The 16664-nt window shown below is 76.2% G+C and carries 17 protein-coding genes; 5 read left to right on the top strand and 12 right to left on the bottom strand.

The features are described from left to right. Window positions 1-19: 19 nt before the first annotated feature. The 3 genes from gndA to D1781_RS05315 are packed head-to-tail and all read left to right on the top strand — an operon-like array spanning window position 20 to window position 3043. Complete coding sequence (gene gndA, locus D1781_RS05325; protein WP_119481180.1) at window positions 20-1477, top strand: NADP-dependent phosphogluconate dehydrogenase; 1458 nt, start codon at window positions 20-22, stop codon at window positions 1475-1477. Next, complete coding sequence (locus tag D1781_RS05320; protein ID WP_325048803.1) at window positions 1429-2196, top strand: histidine phosphatase family protein; 768 nt, start codon at window positions 1429-1431, stop codon at window positions 2194-2196. Before gndA ends, D1781_RS05320 begins: the two co-directional genes overlap by 49 nt. After that, window positions 2180-3043, top strand: a complete 864-nt coding sequence (locus D1781_RS05315; RefSeq protein ID WP_119481179.1) for an NAD(P)H-hydrate dehydratase — start codon at window positions 2180-2182, stop codon at window positions 3041-3043. Before D1781_RS05320 ends, D1781_RS05315 begins: the two co-directional genes overlap by 17 nt. A gap of 89 nt (window positions 3044-3132) precedes the next feature. On the opposite strand, the gene D1781_RS05310 is transcribed toward D1781_RS05315, so the two are convergent. From D1781_RS05310 to D1781_RS05285, 6 genes are read right to left on the bottom strand one after another with little or no spacing between them, the layout of a single operon-like run. Next, entirely contained in the window at window positions 3133-3912 is a 780-nt protein-coding gene (locus D1781_RS05310; RefSeq protein ID WP_119481178.1) for an SDR family NAD(P)-dependent oxidoreductase, read from the bottom strand. Window positions 3913-3934: 22 nt separating this feature from the next. Next, window positions 3935-4759 carry an NADH-quinone oxidoreductase subunit H gene (locus tag D1781_RS05305; protein ID WP_119481177.1) on the bottom strand — a complete coding sequence of 275 codons (825 nt, stop codon included), beginning with the start codon at window positions 4757-4759 and terminating at the stop codon, window positions 3935-3937. After that, window positions 4752-5597, bottom strand: coding sequence for a hypothetical protein (locus D1781_RS05300; protein ID WP_119481176.1), 846 nt, complete (start codon window positions 5595-5597; stop codon window positions 4752-4754). Before D1781_RS05300 ends, D1781_RS05305 begins: the two co-directional genes overlap by 8 nt. Before the next feature lie 13 nt (window positions 5598-5610). After that, a complete protein-coding gene (locus D1781_RS05295; RefSeq protein WP_119481175.1) occupies window positions 5611-7725 on the bottom strand; it encodes a heavy metal translocating P-type ATPase in 2115 nt (704 codons plus the stop codon). 3 nt (window positions 7726-7728) lie between these two features. Beyond that, entirely contained in the window at window positions 7729-8070 is a 342-nt protein-coding gene (locus D1781_RS05290) for a heavy-metal-associated domain-containing protein (protein ID WP_119481174.1), read from the bottom strand. A gap of 44 nt (window positions 8071-8114) precedes the next feature. Further along, window positions 8115-8402 carry a metal-sensitive transcriptional regulator gene (locus D1781_RS05285; protein ID WP_119481173.1) on the bottom strand — a complete coding sequence of 96 codons (288 nt, stop codon included), beginning with the start codon at window positions 8400-8402 and terminating at the stop codon, window positions 8115-8117. A gap of 89 nt (window positions 8403-8491) precedes the next feature. On the opposite strand from D1781_RS05285, the gene D1781_RS05280 reads away from it, so the two are divergent. Beyond that, the gene (locus D1781_RS05280; protein ID WP_119481172.1) at window positions 8492-9334 is read left to right on the top strand and encodes a hypothetical protein; all 843 of its coding nucleotides are present in this window, start codon (window positions 8492-8494) and stop codon (window positions 9332-9334) included. A gap of 65 nt (window positions 9335-9399) precedes the next feature. On the opposite strand, the gene D1781_RS05275 is transcribed toward D1781_RS05280, so the two are convergent. From D1781_RS05275 to D1781_RS05265, 3 genes are all read right to left on the bottom strand, one after another. Beyond that, entirely contained in the window at window positions 9400-9960 is a 561-nt protein-coding gene (locus D1781_RS05275) for a hypothetical protein (RefSeq protein ID WP_119481171.1), read from the bottom strand. After that, window positions 9957-11552, bottom strand: a complete 1596-nt coding sequence (locus D1781_RS05270; RefSeq protein WP_119481170.1) for an alkaline phosphatase family protein — start codon at window positions 11550-11552, stop codon at window positions 9957-9959. The genes D1781_RS05275 and D1781_RS05270 overlap by 4 nt, the downstream gene beginning before the upstream one ends. A gap of 300 nt (window positions 11553-11852) precedes the next feature. Next, window positions 11853-13232 (bottom strand): aminotransferase class III-fold pyridoxal phosphate-dependent enzyme, encoded by a 1380-nt coding sequence (locus D1781_RS05265; protein ID WP_119481169.1) that lies wholly within the window; start codon window positions 13230-13232, stop codon window positions 11853-11855. A 127-nt stretch (window positions 13233-13359) separates the two neighbouring features. Between D1781_RS05265 and D1781_RS05260 the strand changes: the two genes are divergently transcribed. Then, window positions 13360-14010 (top strand): nucleoside/nucleotide kinase family protein, encoded by a 651-nt coding sequence (locus D1781_RS05260; protein ID WP_233551017.1) that lies wholly within the window; start codon window positions 13360-13362, stop codon window positions 14008-14010. Here the strand turns inward: D1781_RS05260 and D1781_RS05255 are convergent. From D1781_RS05255 to D1781_RS05245, 3 genes are read right to left on the bottom strand one after another with little or no spacing between them, the layout of a single operon-like run. Beyond that, entirely contained in the window at window positions 14000-14533 is a 534-nt protein-coding gene (locus D1781_RS05255) for a GNAT family N-acetyltransferase (RefSeq protein WP_119481168.1), read from the bottom strand. The two genes, D1781_RS05260 and D1781_RS05255, sit on opposite strands and share 11 nt — an antisense overlap. 34 nt (window positions 14534-14567) lie before the next feature. Continuing rightward, window positions 14568-15884 carry a sensor histidine kinase gene (locus tag D1781_RS05250; RefSeq protein ID WP_119481167.1) on the bottom strand — a complete coding sequence of 439 codons (1317 nt, stop codon included), beginning with the start codon at window positions 15882-15884 and terminating at the stop codon, window positions 14568-14570. Next, complete coding sequence (locus D1781_RS05245; protein ID WP_119481166.1) at window positions 15881-16543, bottom strand: response regulator transcription factor; 663 nt, start codon at window positions 16541-16543, stop codon at window positions 15881-15883. The genes D1781_RS05250 and D1781_RS05245 overlap by 4 nt, the downstream gene beginning before the upstream one ends. Window positions 16544-16664 lie beyond the last annotated feature (121 nt).

The raw sequence follows: 16664 nt of genomic DNA, 5'->3' as shown, positions 1-16664 counted from the left end.
TCCATCGGAGGAGGAGCACGTGAGCGAGAAGCCGGTCGGCGTCGCCGACATCGGGGTCGTGGGCATGGCCGTCATGGGGTCGAACCTGGCGCGGAACCTGGCCCACCACGGCAACGTGACCGCGGTCTACAACCGCACGGACGCGAAGACGGACGAGCTGATCCGCGACCACGGCTCGGAGGGCGAGTTCGTCCCCAGCCACGACATCGACGACTTCGTCGCGAGCCTGAAGAAGCCGCGCGTCGCGATCATCATGGTCCAGGCGGGTCGCGGCACCGACGCCGTGATCGAGCAGCTCGCGGACCGGTTCGAGCCGGGCGACATCATCGTCGACGGCGGCAACGCGAACTTCCTCGACACCATCCGCCGCGAGAAGGACCTGCGCGAGCGGAACCTCAACTTCGCGGGCACCGGCATCTCCGGCGGCGAGGAGGGCGCGCTGAACGGGCCCTCGATCATGCCCGGCGGCTCCGACGAGGCGTGGGACCGGCTGAAGCCGATCCTCGAGTCCATCGCCGCGGAGGCGGAGGGCGAGCCCTGCGTCACCCACATCGGCCACGACGGCGCCGGCCACTTCGTGAAGATGGTGCACAACGGCATCGAGTACGCGGACATGCAGCTGATCGCGGAGGCCTACGACCTCCTCCGCCGCGTCGGCGGGCACGACACCGCCGCGCTCGCCGAGGTCTTCGACGAGTGGAACCAGGGCGACCTCGAGTCGTACCTGATCGAGATCACCGCCGAGGTGCTGCGGCAGAAGGACGCCGAGACCGGCAAGCCGCTCGTCGACGTGATCACCGACCAGGCCGGCAGCAAGGGCACCGGCGTCTGGACCGTGCAGAACGCGGTCGGCCTCGGCATCCCGGTGTCGGGCATCGGCGAGGCCGTCTTCGCCCGCGCCGTCTCCTCCAAGCCGAAGCAGCGCGAGGCCGTGCAGGCGCTCGAGAAGGGGCGCCCCGAGCCGGTCGCGAAGCCGGACGGCTTCGAGGACGACGTCCGCGCCGCGCTCTACGCCTCCAAGGTCGTCGCGTACGCGCAGGGCTTCGACATCATCATCGCCGGCGCCGAGCAGTACGACTGGCAGATCGACAAGGGTGCCGTCGCGAAGATCTGGCGCGCGGGCTGCATCATCCGCGCCCGGTTCCTCAACCGGATCGTGGAGGCGTACGAGCGGAACCCGGAGCTGCCGACGCTGCTCGCCGACGAGTACTTCGCGAAGGTCGTCGCCGACGGGGAGGCCGCGTGGCGCCGCGTCGTGTCGACCGCGGCCCTGTCGGGCGTGCCGGTGCCGGGCTTCGCCTCCGCGCTGTCGTACTACGACTCGCTGTCGTCGGACCGCCTGCCGGCCGCGCTGATCCAGGCGCAGCGCGACTTCTTCGGCGCGCACACCTACGGCCGCATCGACAAGCCGGGCGTCTTCCACACGCTCTGGAGCGGCGACCGCAGCGAGATCCAGACCGAGGGCTCGGGACACTGAACGAGCTGCTGCTCGTCCGGCACGGCGAGAGCGAGGCGAACGTCGCGGCCGCGGAGGCGTACGCGACGGGAGCCCTGCGCATCGCCGTGCCGGAACGCGACCCCGACGTCGAGCTCTCGCCGACCGGCGTGCAGCAGGCGGAGGCGCTCGGGCGCCGGCTCGGCGAGCTGAGCGCCGACGCCGCCCCGCAGGCGCTCTGGGTGTCGACCTACCGTCGGGCGCGGTCGACCGCCGAGCACGCGCTGCAGGTCGCGGGGATGACGCTGCCGACGACGGTCGACGAGCGGCTGCGCGACCGGGAGCTCGGCATCCTCGACACGCTCACGTGGACCGGGGTCGAGCAGCTGCACCCGGAGGAGGCCGCACGGCGGAACTTCCTCGGGAAGTACTACCACCGGCCTCCCGGCGGCGAGTCCTGGGCGGACGTCTCGCTCCGCCTCCGCTCGGCGCTGCGCGACATCGCCGACGCCGGCGCGGAGCGCGTGCTCGTCGTGTCGCACGACGCGACGACCCTGATCATCCGCGGCATCCTCATGGGCATCGAGGAGGCGGAGCTGCTCGAGCTGTCGCGCACCGAGCCGGTGCCGAACGCCTCCGTCACGCGGATGGTGCGGCGCGGGGACGGCTGGCACGCCGAGCCGATCAACGACGTCAGCCACCTGCGGGGCGAGGCCCCGGCGACGCACCACGGAGGCGAGCACCATGGCACGCGACCCTGAGCCGTTCGGCCCCGGCGACCTCGACCCGCTGCCGGCACCCGGTTCGGGCAAGCGCGACCGCGGCGACGTGCTCGTCATCGGCGGGGCGCGGAAGACGCCCGGCGCCGCCGCGCTGACCGGCATCGCGGCGCTGCGCGTGGGCGCGGGTCGGCTGACGGTCGCGGTCGCGGAGTCGGTGGCCGGCGCCTTCGCGGTGTCGTTCCCGGAGTCGGGTGTGATCGGGCTGCCGGAGACGAGCGGCGGCGCGGTCGCCGGCCATAAGGCGGCGGACGCCGTCGCGGACGACCTCGACGTCGACTGCCTGGTCATCGGCCCCGGCCTCGACGACCCCGACGAGGCGGGCGCGCTGCTCGAGCGCGTGCTGCCCGCCGTCCCCGAGCGCACGCTCGTGCTGCTCGACGCCTACGCGCTGGGCGCGCTCGGCAACGCGCCGGAGCTGGGCGAGCCGCTGAAGGGCCGGCTGATCCTCACGCCCAATGCGACCGAGGCGTCGTTCCTGCTCGGGAAGGACGTCGACGACCTCGCGGAGGCGGGCCCGGAGGTCGCGGAGCGCTTCGGCGCCGTCGTCAGCGGCGGCGGCATGGTCATCGAGCCGTCCGGCCGGATCCGCGCCGTGCAGGCGGGCGGCCCCGGCCTCGGCACCTCCGGCAGCGGCGACGTGCTCGCCGGCGCGATCGGCGGCCTGCTGGCCCGCGGCGCCGGCATCGCGGACGGCACCTGCTGGGCGACCTACCTCCACGCCCGCGCCGGCGACCGCCTCGCCGAGCGCGTCGGCCCGCTCGGCTTCCTCGCCCGCGAGCTCGCCGACGAGCTGCCCGCGGTGCTCGCCCGCTCCGCCACCGCCTGACCCCTCCCCGCGGAACTTTGCTCACGCTTCTGGACGCGCGATCCGCGATCGCGCGTCCAGAAGCGTGAGCAGAGTCGGGGTTCGCGGGGTCAGTGGACGGAGAAGCCGCCGTCGATCGCGATCGACTGGCCGGTGACGTAGCCGGAGGCGGGGCTCGCGAGGAAGAGGACGGCGGTCGCGAAGTCCTCCGCGAGGCCGTTCCGCCCCACCATCGTGCGCGCCGCGAGCGCAGCTACCCGCGCCGGGTCGTCCTGCAGGCGGGCGTTCAGCGGCGTGAGCACGAAGCCGGGCACGAGGACGTTGCTCGTGACGCCCGAGGAGGACCACGCCTCCGCCTGCGACCGCGCGAGCCCCTCGAGCCCCGCCTTCGAGACCCCGTAGGCGCCGCTGTCGACGAAGGCGCGGTGCGCCTGCTGCGACGAGATCGCGATCAGGCGGCCGTAGCCGCGCTCCGCCATGCCGGGCCCGAACCGCTGCCCGAGGAGGAAGGGCGCGTCGAGGTTCAGGCGCATCGTCGCGTCCCACACGGCCTCGTCGATCTCGGCCATCGGCGGGCGGAGGTTCACCCCGGCGGCGCTGACGACGACGTCCGGCTCCCCGGCCGCGGCGACGACCGCCTCCGCGGCCTCCCGCACCCCGTCGCGGGAGCCGAGGTCGGCCGCGACGACGACGACCTCCCCGCCGTCGGCGCGCATCGCCTCGGCGGACGCCTCGAGCCGGGCCGGGTCGCGCGCGACGAGCACCGTGCGGGCGCCGGCGGCGGCGAGCGCCGCGGCGATCGCGCGCCCGATGCCGGAGCTGCCGCCGGTGACGACGGCGGTGCGGCCCTCGAGCGAGAACAGGGCGGCCAGGTAGTCGGCGGGCTGCATCCCCCGAGCATGGCAGCGCGGGTCAGGGCGCGAGGAGGGCGAGCGCGACGACGACCGCGAGCTGCACCGCGGCGAGCGGGAGGAGGACGGCGAGCGCGAACCCGGCGAGGCGGCGCGGGCGCGGCACCGGGAAGCGCCGCTGCAGGAGCACCAGGAGCGCGCCGAGGACGATGACGACGGCGGCTAGCGGCAGTGCGCCGCCGGGTCCGCCGAGGCCGAGGAGGAGCACGGCCGCCGTCGCCGCGGCCGCGACCGGCTGCGCGGCGAGGGCGGCCGACACGAGCAGCCCCGCCGGTCCGCGACCGGGTCGGGGCACCGCCTCCGGCAGCAGCGCACCGGCCGCGACGAGGAGCACCACGACCGCGACCGGCGCCGCGATACCGACCGGCAGCGACTGCGCCTGCACGATGCGCGTCGCGTCGAGGCTCCCGGTCGAGACGACGGGGACCGCGAGCGCCAGCAGGAGCGCCGGCTCGACCGCGAGCGCCGGCAGCAGGCGGCGGCGGTCGAGGAGGCCGAGCCCGAGCAGCCAGACGGCGTCCGCGACGACGAGCCAGCCGATGCCGAGCGGGCCGCCGAGCAGCGGCGCGGCGAGGACGGGGAGCGCGAGCACCCGCACCAGCGCGGACGCGAGCAGCAGGGCGCCGGCGACCGTCGGCCGCGCGGCGCCCCGGGACGGCCGGGTCCGGAGGCAGCGGGCCGCGTCGGCCGCCGGCCCGAGCACCGCGATCGAGGCGGGCACGCCGAGTCGGACCCCGTCGAGCACGGCGCGGAGCGCGGCCACGCCGAGCCCGAGGACGAGCAGCGCCCCGGCGGCGAGCACGCCGGTGAGGACCGCGTCAGGCATCGCCCGGCACCGGCTCGGTCGCGGCGACGAGGAGCGGCAGCGCCGCTGCGGGTCGCCCGATGAGGCGCCGCTTCGACGGGGTCGCCACGGCGTCGCCCTCCGGCTCCAGCAGCGCGAGCAGGCGCGCCCGCACGTCGACGCCCGGGGTGTCGTGACGCAGGAGACGGGCGAGGCTCGCGGAGCGCCGCACCGCTGCGGCCACGCGGCGCACCCGCGGGCGGAGGGCGCCGAGGTCGCGGCCGCCGAGCGCGAGGTCGACGACCCGGTCGAGCCGCAGGGCGAGCGCCGGCAGACCGGCGAGGCGCAGCAGCCCCGCGGCGTCCGCGATCGCGAGGAGCACCGCGGGGTCCGGTAGCGGGTCGTCCTCCGGCTCCGCGGGCAGCCGCCGCTCGCCGACCGCGGTGATGCGGCCCGCGCGGTCCACGGCGCAGTCGAGCAGCAGCCCCGCCGGCCAGTCGCGGGCGAGCGCGCACGCCCCGGGCGCGGCGGCGGCGCGCACGAGCGGCGGCGCCTCGGCGGCGGTGCGGCGCTGCAGCGCCGTGTCGGCGAGCACCCGGGCGGCGCTGTCGAGCGCGTCCGGCAGCTGCTCCGCCGTGCGCACGGTGCGCCGCGCGCGCGGGACGGGCACCCGGCTCCAGAGGTCGTCGACCGCCGCCGCGACCTCCGGCCGGGGCGTGCCGCAGACGAGCACGAGGTCGGCGTCCTCCGGCCGGGAGACGACGGTCCAGCCGCGGGCCCGCACCGCCGCCTCGGCGCGGAGGCGCAGCAGCGGGCGGCCGGGCAGCTCGACGACGAGCACGGCGACGCGCAGCACGGCGAGGGCCGCGATCAGGCCCATAGGAGCGGTCCGCTCACGCCCGGAAGCGGGCGAGCCGGAGGGAGTTGCCGACGACGAGCACGCTGGACGCGGCCATGGCTCCTCCGGCGACGATCGGGTTCAGCAGGCCGAGCATCGCGACCGGCAGGGCGGCCGCGTTGTACGCGAACGCCCAGAACAGGTTGCCGCGGATCGTCCTGAGCGTCGCCCGGGAGAGCCGGACCGCGGTGGCGATCAGCGCGGGGTCGTCGCGCACGAGGACGAGGTCCGCGGCCGCGCCGGCCGCGTCCGTGCCGCCGCCCATCGCGATGCCGAGGTCGGCCGCGGCGAGCGCCGCGGCGTCGTTCACGCCGTCGCCGACCATCGCGACGACGTGCCCGGCGTCCTGCAGCGCGCGGACGCGGTCGAGCTTGCCCTGCGGGCTCGCGCCGGCGAACGCCTCCACGACGCCGACCTCGGCGGCGACCGCGTCGACCGCGCCCGCGTTGTCGCCCGAGAGCAGCACGGGGTCGAGGCCGAGCGCGCGGAGGCGGGCCACGGCCTCCGGAGCGCCGGCGCGGACCGCGTCCGCGACCTCGACGACGCCGACCGCGGCGCCGTCCCGGGCGACGACCACCGCGGTCGCCCCGGTCGCCTCCGCCGCGGCGACGAACGGCGCCGCCGTGTCGACCGCGACGCCCTCCTCCGCGAGCCAGCCGAGCCGGCCGACGCGGACCGTCGTGCCCTGGACGTCGGCGCGGACGCCGCCGCCCGCGACGGCCTCGAACCGGTCGGCGACCCGTGGACCGCCGGCGAGCGCCCGGCCGACGGGGTGCTCCGAGTCGTGCTCGGCCGCCGCCGCGAGGCGCCGAACCTCCGCCTCGTCCGCCCCGCCGAGCGGCAGCACGCGGCGCACGGCGACCCGGCCGGTGGTCAGCGTCCCGGTCTTGTCGAGCACGACGGTGTCGACCCGGCGCATCCGCTCGAGGACCTCGGGCCCGCGGATCAGCACGCCGAGCTGCGCCCCGCGGCCGGAGCCCGCGAGCAGCGCGGTCGGCGTGGCGAGCCCGAGCGCGCAGGGGCAGGCGATGACGAGCGTCGTCACGGCCGCCGTCACGGCCCGCTCCGGGTCGCCCGCGACCAGCCAGCCGACGAGGGCGACCGCCGCGAGCCCCAGCACGACGGGGACGAACACCGAGGAGACGCGGTCGGCGAGGCGCTGCACGGCCGCCTTCCCGTCCTGCGCCCGCGCGACGAGCCGGCCGATGCGCGCGAGCTCCGTGTCGGCGCCCACCCGGTCGAGCTCGACGAGCAGGCGTCCGCCGCCGACCGCGACCGTGCCGCCGACGACCGGGTCGTCGGGGCCGACCTCGGTCGGCACCGACTCGCCCGTCAGCAGGGACGCGTCGACCGCGGAGCGGCCGTCGACGATCCGCCCGTCGCTCGGCACGGTCTCGCCCGGCCGCACGACGACGCGGTCGCCGACCGCGAGCGCCGTGACGGGGACGCGCTCCTCCGCGCCGTCCGGCCGGATCCGGAGGGCGTCCTTCGCGCCGAGCGCCGCCAGCGCCCGGACGGCCGCGCCCGCACGGCGCCGCACCGCGGCCTCCGCGACCCGGCCCGCGAGCACGAACACCGTCACGACGACGCCGACCTCGAGGTAGGTGTCGCCGCGCCCGCGCAGCAGCGCGACCGCGGACCACAGCGAGGCCGCAATCACCCCGAGGCTGATCAGGGTGTCCATCGTCGCGGCCCCGTGGCGCAGGTTCAGCGCCGCGGCGCGGTGGAACGGCCACGCGCACCAGGTCACGACGGGCACCGCGAGCAGCGCGGCGACCACCTCCCACGCCGGGAAGTGCAGCGCGGCGACCATCGACAGCAGCACCACCGGGACGGCGGCGACGATCCCGACGACGAGCCGCGGGCGGAGCCGCCGGGCGTCGCGCTCGGCCGTCGCGGCGCCCGTGGGGCGCGCGCCGTAGCCCGCCGCCTCCACGGCCGCGACCAGGTCCGGCAGGCGGACCGGGCCGCGGACGACCGCGGTCTCCGTGGCGAAGTTCACGGACGCGGCGGCGCCGGGCACCCGGTTCAGCCGTCGCTCGACCCGCGTCGCGCAGGCGGCGCAGGTCATCCCCGTGATGTCGAGGCGGACCTCGGTGCTGGTCGGCATGGGTCAGGCGAGCGTGTAGCCCGCCTCCTCCACGGCCGCGCGGACCTCGTCGCCGCCGAGCGGGCGGGAGGCGCTGACGACGACCGTCGAGAGGGCGCCGGGCTTGAGGTCGACCGCGACCGCGTCGACGCCGTCGAGGGCCGAGAGCTCCTCGGTGACGCTCGCGACGCAGTGCTCGCAGGTCATGCCCGCGACGGCGAAGGACTGGCCGTCGGCGGCCGTCGCGTGCGCCGCCCCGTGGGCGTGCCCGTGGCCGTGCGCGCCGCCGTGGCCGCCGCAGGCGCCTCCGCAGCCGCAGCCGCTCGTCGCCGCGGCGCTGACGTCGGTGATCCCGAGATCCTGCATGTCGTCCCCTGTCCTCGTTCGGTGGTCCTGCTCGGTGGTCCTGCTCAGCGGACGAGCCGGGCGATCGCCGCCGACGCCTCGCGCAGCTTCTCCTCCGCGACCGGCCCGCCCTCGGCGCTCGCCTCGGCGACGCAGTGCGCGAGGTGGTCGTCGAGCAGCGCGAGCGCGACGCTCTCGAGCGCCTTCGTCGCGGCGGAGACCTGCGTGAGGACGTCGATGCAGTACGTGTCGTCCTCGACCATCCGCTGGATGCCCCGCACCTGGCCCTCGGCGCGTCGGAGCCGCTTGAGCAGCTCGTCCTTGTCCGCGACGTAGCCCACCGGTCCGTGCATACTGCGATGGTACCCGGTGGGGGTATGGACGTCCGCGCGCCGGCGCGACGGGCACGAGAGGGTCGGGCACCGGGAGGACACTGCCGGTCATGCGGATCCCTGCCGTCGCCCTCGCCGCGGCCTGCCTCGCCGTGCTCCCGCTCACCGGCTGCGCGTCGGCCGGCGGTGTCGCGACGCCCGCGTCGGCCGGCGCGCCCTCCTCCGCGGGGCCGACGACCGCCGCATCGCCGGCGGCCTCCGGCGCGGCCGCGGACCTGGCGGGCACCACGTGGCGGGTGCGGGAGGTCGACGGCGAGACCGTCCGCTTCGACGGGACGAGCGTCACGGTCACCGCCGGCGACCGGTCGTCGACCGCCGCGTGGACGGCGCAGGGCGACGAGGTCCTCGTCGCGCCCGCGTCCGCCTCCCTGGCCGGCGGGGCGCCCGCCGCCTGGCTCACGGAGGCGACCCGGGTGGCGCGCGACGGCGACGGCTGGGCGCTGGCCGATGCGAGCGGCCGCGTCACCGCCCGCCTCGACCCGACGGGGTCGGCATCGCCGGCACCCACGACGCCGACGACGCTGCTCGAGACGGCCGCGCCGCGCTCGGGGGTGGTCGACCGGCCCGCGTCGGCGCTCGAGGGCCGGTGGGTCGTCGCCGGGCAGGCGAAGGCCGCGATCACGTTCACGAACGGCACGTGGGTCGCGACCGCCGACTGCCGCTCGGGCGCGATCGGCAGCCGGGGCGCCTACCGCGTGCTCCCCGGCGGCCGGCTGCTCGTGCTGCGGACGGCGACGCCGATCCGCGGCTGCCCGGTCTTCGACGGCGCGCCGCCCGTGCGGGCCGGCGCGATCACGGGCATCGCCCGGGCCGCCTCGTTCCGCATCGCCGACGGCGTGCTCACCCTGTTCGACCGCGCGGGCACGACCCTCGGCGCGCTCTCCCGCCCCTGACCCGTCCTGCTGGTCGAGGTGCGACCGGGCCGGAGCGGAGCCCGGGGCGGGAGCCGCGGGCGCGGTCAGTCGATCTCGATGGTGAAGTCCCAGGTGATGAGGGGCTTCCCGAGCGGCTGCCAGGTGAGCGTGGTGTGCCCGGAGGCGAACCGCGCGTGCAGGTGCAGCGTCACCGGGTGACCCGGCCGCACGACGCCGGAGCGCCGGTCGGTGCCGAGGACGAACTTCGACTGCTCCTCGTTCAGGCCGAGGAACTGGTCGCTCGCGAGCCGGGCGCTGCCCCGGGTCGCCGCGGCCGTCACGGTGAGCACGCCGGGCGCGCTCGGCGCGCTGATCGGCTCGCCCGGCTTCGGCTGCGGCACGTCCACGTCCGGGCCGGCGACGGTGACGAGCAGGTCGGCGCCCTGCAGGTGGACGCGCACCGGATCGCCGGCGGCGACGAGCGCGTAGCCGCCCGCCGACACGGACTGCGTGCGCGTCACGTCCGCGCCCGCGACGGCGACCGGGTAGCTGCCGGCGTGCGCGGCGTGCGCCGTCGGGGCGGCAGCGGGAGCGCTGCAGGCGGTGAGCGCGGCGAGCGCGACGGCCGCAGCCGCCGCGCCCGCCGCGAGGCGGATCCGCCTCACTCGCCGTCCCCCTGCGTGATCGGGGCGCGGGACACGGGCCGTTCCGTGCGGGTCAGCGTCGCGACCGCGGTGTAGACGCCGCCCTCGCCCGCCGGCTTCGGCTTCAACAGGCGGCCGGACGGGTTGTTGTAGACGTCCGGACCGAACGGGCGGAGGCCGTCGGCCGCCGCGTACCCGATGTGCCCGTGCCCGTCGGTGCCGCCGGAGCGGACGCCGAACAGGTCCTCCATCGACCGCAGCCAGCTGTAGTGGTTGTACGGCTGGTCGGTGACGGAGCCGGGCGTGATGTACGGGCTGAGCAGCACCGAGCCGGTGATGCCGCCGCCGGGCGTCGTGTCCTGGTTGAACGCGTTGTCGCCGGGCTGCGTCGTGTTCGGGCCGGGCAGCTCGTTGCAGCAGCCGACCACGGACTGGGCCGTGTTCGCCTGGGCCTCGACGCTCGTGCCGTTCAGCGCGCTGTTCGCGGCGCCGGTGATGGTGCCGAGCCCGGCGTCGGCCGCGTAGTGCTTGTCCGCGATCGAGTTGCCGTAGGAGGCGTAGGGCGGGAAGCCCTCGTCGAACGTCACGTCGATGAGGCCGCCGTCCTGGTACGCCTTCGACCGCATGATCGCGGGGACGACCTGCTGCAGGAACAGGTCGGCCGCGTAGAGCCCGCCCTGCGTGTTCGCCGGGGTCCTCTTCGCGCCGGTGAGCGCGTTCGACCCGCCCGAGAGGTTGTCGCCCTTGCAGGTCGCGTCGTGCGCGTCGGAGCAGTTGTTCGGCGTGATCCACGAGAACGCGGGCGTCGAGGACTCGTGCGCGAGGTCGTGCTGCAGGTTCCGCACGAGCGGCACCACCTTCTTCGCGCAGTCGCCGTTCGACAGCAGCGAGCCGAACCACGGGAACGGGTTGTGCTTCGGCACGTACTGGTCGTCGACCGTCTTCGTCGGGCTCTGCAGCGAGCCGGGCGCCGCGTACGGACCCTCGGCTCCGCCCGGGTCGACCGTCGTCGCGGAGACGCCGCCGACCGGCGCGCCGCACGTGGTCTGCTCGCGGGACGGGTCGTCGCCCATGTCCTGCATGTAGCCCTTCCACGAGACGTGCCTCGCGTCGAGCTGGTCGAACAGCGTCGGCACCTGCTTGCCGAACACGCACCCGGGCTGCTTCGAGCCGTTGAAGTAGGTGCCGTCGGCCTTCGCCGTGTCCTGCAGGATCTTGTACTGCCCGTCGGCGACCCTCTGCAGGGGGCCGGTCGGGTTGTAGATCGGGCAGTCGGCCTGCGGGCCGGGCGACGGCGCCTGGCCGGAGGCGAGCGACAGGTAGTTGTCCTCGCTGAAGTGCCCGGTGCCGTAGTACTGGCGCAGGAGCGCGCCGTACGTCGGCAGGGTCTTCCAGAGGTAGGAGTTCTTGTTGAGCCCGGTGAAGGACGCCTCGTAGGACTTGTTCTCGAGGACGATCAGCCACACGTGCTTGATCTTCGGCGGGGCGTACGCGGTGGCATGGCCGCCGTGCGCGGGGGCGAGCGCCGCGCCCGTGAGCGCGACGAGCGGCACGGCGGCCGCGAGGAGGGCGATCAGCGCGCGCCGGAGGCGGCGGCGAGGGGTGGGTGTCACATCCCCGAGACCATCACCGGAGCCGGGCGTGGCGGGCGACCTCCGGGTGAACAGCGGCTGCGCCTCTGCCGTGACTTCGGCACCCGTTCATGCGCGCTGCAGGAAGCCCTGGTCACGGCCCGCTCTCAGCCGCCCCGAGGTCGCCTCCGCGGGCGCGCTCCCCCGCTGGTTCGGTCTTCCCGCTCGTCGGGCACACCCGCTGGTCGAGGTGCGAGCGCCAGCGAGCCTCGCGACCACCCGCAGTGCGTGATCTCGAGGCTCGCTCCGCTCGCACCTCGATCACCGGGGGCAGCCCTGCGCTCAGCTGGCGGGGACGATGCCCGTCTCGCCGACGCCCTGGAACGACTCGATCGCCTCCTCGAGCACACCGGCCGCGTCATCGAGCAGCGCCTCGGAGATCACGACGGAGGGCAGGAGGCGGAGGACGCTGTCCCAGCTGCCCGCGTCGAGCGGGATCACGCCGTGCTCGGTCGCGTACTTCAGCACGTGCTTGAGCAGCGCCGGGTTCGGCTTGCGGGTGCCGGGCTCGACGAGCTCGACGCCGAACATGGCGCCCTTGCCGCGCACCTCGCCGACGACGTCGTACCTGTCCACCCAGCCGCTGAAGCGGTCGACGATCGCGCGCTCCACGCGCTGCGCCTCGCCGAGCAGGTCCTCCCGCTCGATCAGGTCGAAGACGGCGAGCGCCGCCGCCGTCGAGACCGGGTTGCCGCCGAAGGTGCCGCCGATGCCGCCGGGCTGGACGGCGTCCATGATCTCCGCGCGGCCGGTGACCGCGGCGAGCGGCATGCCGCCCGCGATGCCCTTCGCGGAGGTGATGAGGTCGGGCACGACGTCGCCGTGGTGCTCGATCGAGTACCACGTGCCGGTCCGCGCGATGCCGGCCTGGATCTCGTCGGCGACGAACACGATGCCGTTGTCGCGGCAGTACTCGGCGATGCGGGCGAAGTAGCCGGGCGCGGGGATGACGATGCCGCCGTCGCCCTGGATGGGCTCGGCGAAGAACGCGGCGACCTCGCGCGCCCCGATGTGGGTCTCGATGTAGTCGATGGTCCGCTCGGCGGCCTCCTCGCCGGTGAGGCCGTCGCGGAAGGGGTAGCTGATCGGCACGGAGTAGATCTCGCCGGGGAAGGGCCCCATGCCCTCGCGCTCCGGCCAGGGGCGGTAGGTCATCGCCATGGTCATGTTCGTGCGGCCGTGGAAGGCGTGGTCGAGCACGACGAGCGCCCGGCGGCCCGTGAAGCGCCGCGCGATCTTCGCGGCGTTCTCGACCGCCTCCGCGCCGGAGTTCACGAGGATCGAGTGCTTCTCGAAGTCGCCCGGCGTGATCTCGGCGAGCTTCTCCGCGACCCGCACGTAGTTCTCGTACGGGGTCACGGTGAAGAGCGTGTGGGTGAGCTTCGCGGCCTGCTCGGCGACCGCGGCGGCGACGGCCGGGTGCGCGTGGCCGATCGTCGTGACACCGATGCCGCAGCCCAGGTCGATCAGCCGGTTGCCGTCGACGTCGACGAGGATCGCGCCGGCGCCGTGGTCCATGTAGATGTTCGCGAGCGTGCCCGCGCCGCGGCTGACGGAGGCGAGGCGGCGGGCCTGCAGCGCGAGCGAGTTCGGGCCGGGCAGGGCGGTGACCACCTTCCGCTCCTGCGGGACGGCGAACGTGCGGGCCTCTGCGCTGCTCATGTCCCCCAAACTAGGCACCCGCCCCGACCCCGAGCCGCGAGAACCGCCGAGGTGCTCACGCTTCTGGACGCCGCGGCGGCGACGCGGCGTCCAGAAGCGTGAGCACTTCGGGAGGCAGAGTGGCGGGGTGGACTTCGACGAGGCGCGGGGCCGGGTGCTCGGGCTGCTCGAGCGCGGCGACCCCTCGAGCGCCTCGGGACGACGCCGGGTGCTGCTCGGCATCGCGGGCGCGCCCGGCGCGGGCAAGACGACGCTCGCCGAGCGGCTCGTGACCGCGGTCCGCGACGACGGCCGCTACCGCGCGGCGCACGTGCCGATGGACGGCTTCCACCTCGCCGACGTCGAGCTCGACCGCCTCGGCCGCCGCGATCGGAAGGGCGCGCTCGACACGTTCGACGGCTGGGGCTACCGGGCCCTGCTGCAGCGGCTCCGCGACCGGCCGGACGAGCCCGTCTACGCGCCCGGGTTCGAGCGGGTGCTCGAGCAGCCGGTCGCCGCCAGCATCGCCGTCGGCCCGGAGGTGGACCTGGTCGTGTCCGAGGGCAACTGGCTCCTCGTCGACGGCCCGCCGTGGCGCGATGCGGCCGCCCTGCTGGACGAGGTGTGGTTCGCCGACGCCCCGCTCGCCGTGCGGCGGGCGCGGCTCGTCGCGCGGCACGTCGCCTTCGGCAAGCCGCCGGCCGCGGCCGCCGCGTGGGTGGAGGCGGTCGACCTGCCGAACGCCGAGGCGATCGAGCCGGGCCGCGACCGGGCCGACGCGGTGGTCGTCACCGGCTGACTCGCGCCGGCGCGAGCAGCTGGAACAGGGCGTGGTCCTGCCACTCCCCCGCGATCCGGAGGTACTGCGGCGCGGTCCCGATCCGCTCGAACCCGTTCTTCGCCAGCACCCGCTGCGAGCGCGCGTTGTGCAGCAGGGTGGACGCCTCGACCCGGTGCAGCCCGAGCTCGCCGAACGCGACGGCGGTGATCGACGCCACCGCCTCCGACGCGTACCCGCGTCCGTTCGCCTCCTGCGCCACCCAGTACCCCATCGAGCAGGACTCGAAGGCGCCGCGCACCACGTCGGTCAGCCGGACGACCCCGACGAGCGCGCCGTCGTCGTCGAGGATCGCGTGCCCGAGGGCGCTGCCCTCCTCGTGGCGCTGGAGCAGCCGCCGGACCTCCGTCTCCTGCCCCGGGACGGTGTAGAAGACGTCGGGCCGGATCGCGTCCCACGGCGCGAGGAAGGCGCGGTTCGCCGCCTGCAGCGCCGCGATCCGCGGGGCGTCCTCGAGCACGATCGGGCGGGTGCGGGCGGGCATGCGCCGATCGTGCCACGAGCGCGGCGCCGCCCCGTCAGGGCGCGGAGTCGGCGACCGGGACCTCGACGGCGAACACCGCCGGGACGCGGGAGAGCAGCACGGCGTCGCCGCCGACGGACCGCGCGAGCCGCCGGGCGAGCGCGAGGCCGAGGCCGGCGCCCTCGCTCCCCGCGTCCCGCACCCCGGGCTCGAACACGTCGCCGACGCCGTCCGGCACGCCGTCGCCGTCGTCCTCGACGGCGATCACGATCCGGTCGCCCCGGCGGTCGGCGCCGATCCGCACGGCGGTGCGCCCGTGCCGGGCCGCGTTGTCGACGAGGGGCGCGATCGTCCGCCCGAGCAGCTCGGCGGGCGCGGCGGCGACGAGCCCCGGCGCGGGCTCCTCCACCCGAACGGGCAGCGCGAGCCCGCTCCGGGCCGCCTGCGCCTCGAGCACGGCCGCGATGTCGGAGGTCGCGGAGGAGCCGGAGCCGCGGGCGGCGTCGAGCAGGGTCGTCATCGCGGAGCCCATGTCGTCGGCGGCGGCGACGATCCGGTCGAACCGCTCGCGCTCGGCCCGGCGGAGGCGCGGGGTCGCGGCGCCGAGCTCCGCCTCGCCCCGCATCACCGTGAGGGGCGTCCGGAGCTCGTGGGCGACCTCCGCCGTCAGCCGCTGCTCCGTGCGGATGGCGCGGTCGACCCGGTCGAGCAGGCCGTCGAGCACGCTGGCCAGCCCGGTGATCTCGTCCCGGGGCGGGCCGAGCCCGAACCGCCGGTCGGGGCGCTCGTGGGACCAGGCGTCGGCCGTCGCGACCATGTCGGCGACCGGGGCGAGCGCCCGCCGGACGATGAGCCCGGCGAGCAGCGTGACCCCGGCGACCACGACGACGCCCGTGATGACGGAGGCGGCGATGAGGCGCCCGAGGCCCGACCGGTACGGGTCCGTGTCGACGGCGACGACGACGCGGCCGAGGTCCGACCCCGGCCGGATCGCACCGCTCAGCAGGCGCCACTCCCCCACCTCGACGGTGCCGCGGCCGTGCCGGGCGAGGGCCTGGACCGTGCTGCGGAGCTCCGCGGGCCCGGCGGGCCCGGCGATGAGGCGCCCGTCCGCGTCGGCGATCCAGGCGGAGGTGTCCGCGGAGGGGTCGCGCGGGTCGATCGTGGCGCGGCCGTCCTGCACCTCCACGGCGCCGCGGGCCGCGGCGAGCCGGGTGGCGAGCACCTGGTCCATCTCGTGGTCGGTCGTCCGCCACGCGACGAGCATCACGACCACGATGAGCGCCAGCATGCCGAACGTGCTGATCGCCGCGGTCGCGGCCGTGAGCCGACGGCGGACGGAGGCGCTCGACCGGGGCCGCGGGTCGGTCATCCCAGCCGGAACCCGACGCCGCGGGCGGTGTGCAGCCGCTCCTCCGAGCCGACCTGCTCGAGGATCCGGCGGATCCGGCGCATGTACGAGTCGAGCGTGTTCGCCTGCACGACCGCGCCGACCGGCCAGGCGGCGGCGATCAGCTCCCGGCGGCGCACGACCTCGCCGGGCCGGGCGAGCAGGGTCGCGAGCAGCCGGAACTCCGTCGGCGTGAGCCGCTCCTCCGCGTCCCCGTGCCGCACGGAGTAGCGCTCGGGGTCGAGGCGGAGGGTCCGCTCGTCGGTGCTGGGGGCGGGCGCCCGGCGCACCAGCGCGGTGACCCGCGCCTGCAGCTCGGCGACCGCGAACGGCTTGACGAGGTAGTCGTCGCCGCCGGCGCCGAAGCCCGCGACGACCTCGTGCACGCCCCCGCGCGCGGTGAGGAAGAGGACCGGCGCCGTGACGCCGCTCGCGCGCAGCGCCTGGCAGAGGTCGCGGCCGTCCCCGTCGGGCAGCCCGATGTCGAGCACGAGGGCGCGGAGCCCCGACTCCGGCGTGAACTCGCGGACCGCCTCCGCGGCGCGGTGCGCGACCACGACGTCGAGGTCGACCGCCCCCAGCGCCTCGACCACGACGCGGCGCACCTGGGGGTCGTCCTCGCACAGCCCGACCGCGACCATCGTTCCTCCTCGGCTCACGCCTGCCGGTGCCACCGGTCGATGACCCCGCGGCCGTGGAGCCCGGGCCTCCGGCGGCGCACCCGCTGACGGTACAACCCCGCCGACACGCCGGAGCGCGCCC

The organism is Amnibacterium setariae, assembly GCF_003581425.1.
Taxonomy (GTDB): Bacteria; Actinomycetota; Actinomycetes; order Actinomycetales; family Microbacteriaceae; genus Amnibacterium; species Amnibacterium setariae.
Note: the sequence above shows the minus strand (reverse complement) of the source record. Positions and strands in the feature narration are given on the sequence as shown.

Coding starts and splice junctions, on each gene's coding strand:
- D1781_RS05315 (WP_119481179.1), top strand. CDS start 2,180: ATGGCACGCGACCCTGAGCCGTTCGGCCCCGGCGACCTCGACCCGCTG.
- D1781_RS05310 (WP_119481178.1), bottom strand. CDS start 3,912: ATGCAGCCCGCCGACTACCTGGCCGCCCTGTTCTCGCTCGAGGGCCGC.
- D1781_RS05305 (WP_119481177.1), bottom strand. CDS start 4,759: ATGCCTGACGCGGTCCTCACCGGCGTGCTCGCCGCCGGGGCGCTGCTC.
- D1781_RS05300 (WP_119481176.1), bottom strand. CDS start 5,597: ATGGGCCTGATCGCGGCCCTCGCCGTGCTGCGCGTCGCCGTGCTCGTC.
- D1781_RS05295 (WP_119481175.1), bottom strand. CDS start 7,725: ATGCCGACCAGCACCGAGGTCCGCCTCGACATCACGGGGATGACCTGC.
- D1781_RS05290 (WP_119481174.1), bottom strand. CDS start 8,070: ATGCAGGATCTCGGGATCACCGACGTCAGCGCCGCGGCGACGAGCGGC.
- D1781_RS05285 (WP_119481173.1), bottom strand. CDS start 8,402: ATGCACGGACCGGTGGGCTACGTCGCGGACAAGGACGAGCTGCTCAAG.
- D1781_RS05280 (WP_119481172.1), top strand. CDS start 8,492: ATGCGGATCCCTGCCGTCGCCCTCGCCGCGGCCTGCCTCGCCGTGCTC.
- D1781_RS05265 (WP_119481169.1), bottom strand. CDS start 13,232: ATGAGCAGCGCAGAGGCCCGCACGTTCGCCGTCCCGCAGGAGCGGAAG.
- D1781_RS05255 (WP_119481168.1), bottom strand. CDS start 14,533: ATGCCCGCCCGCACCCGCCCGATCGTGCTCGAGGACGCCCCGCGGATC.
- D1781_RS05250 (WP_119481167.1), bottom strand. CDS start 15,884: ATGACCGACCCGCGGCCCCGGTCGAGCGCCTCCGTCCGCCGTCGGCTC.
- D1781_RS05245 (WP_119481166.1), bottom strand. CDS start 16,543: ATGGTCGCGGTCGGGCTGTGCGAGGACGACCCCCAGGTGCGCCGCGTC.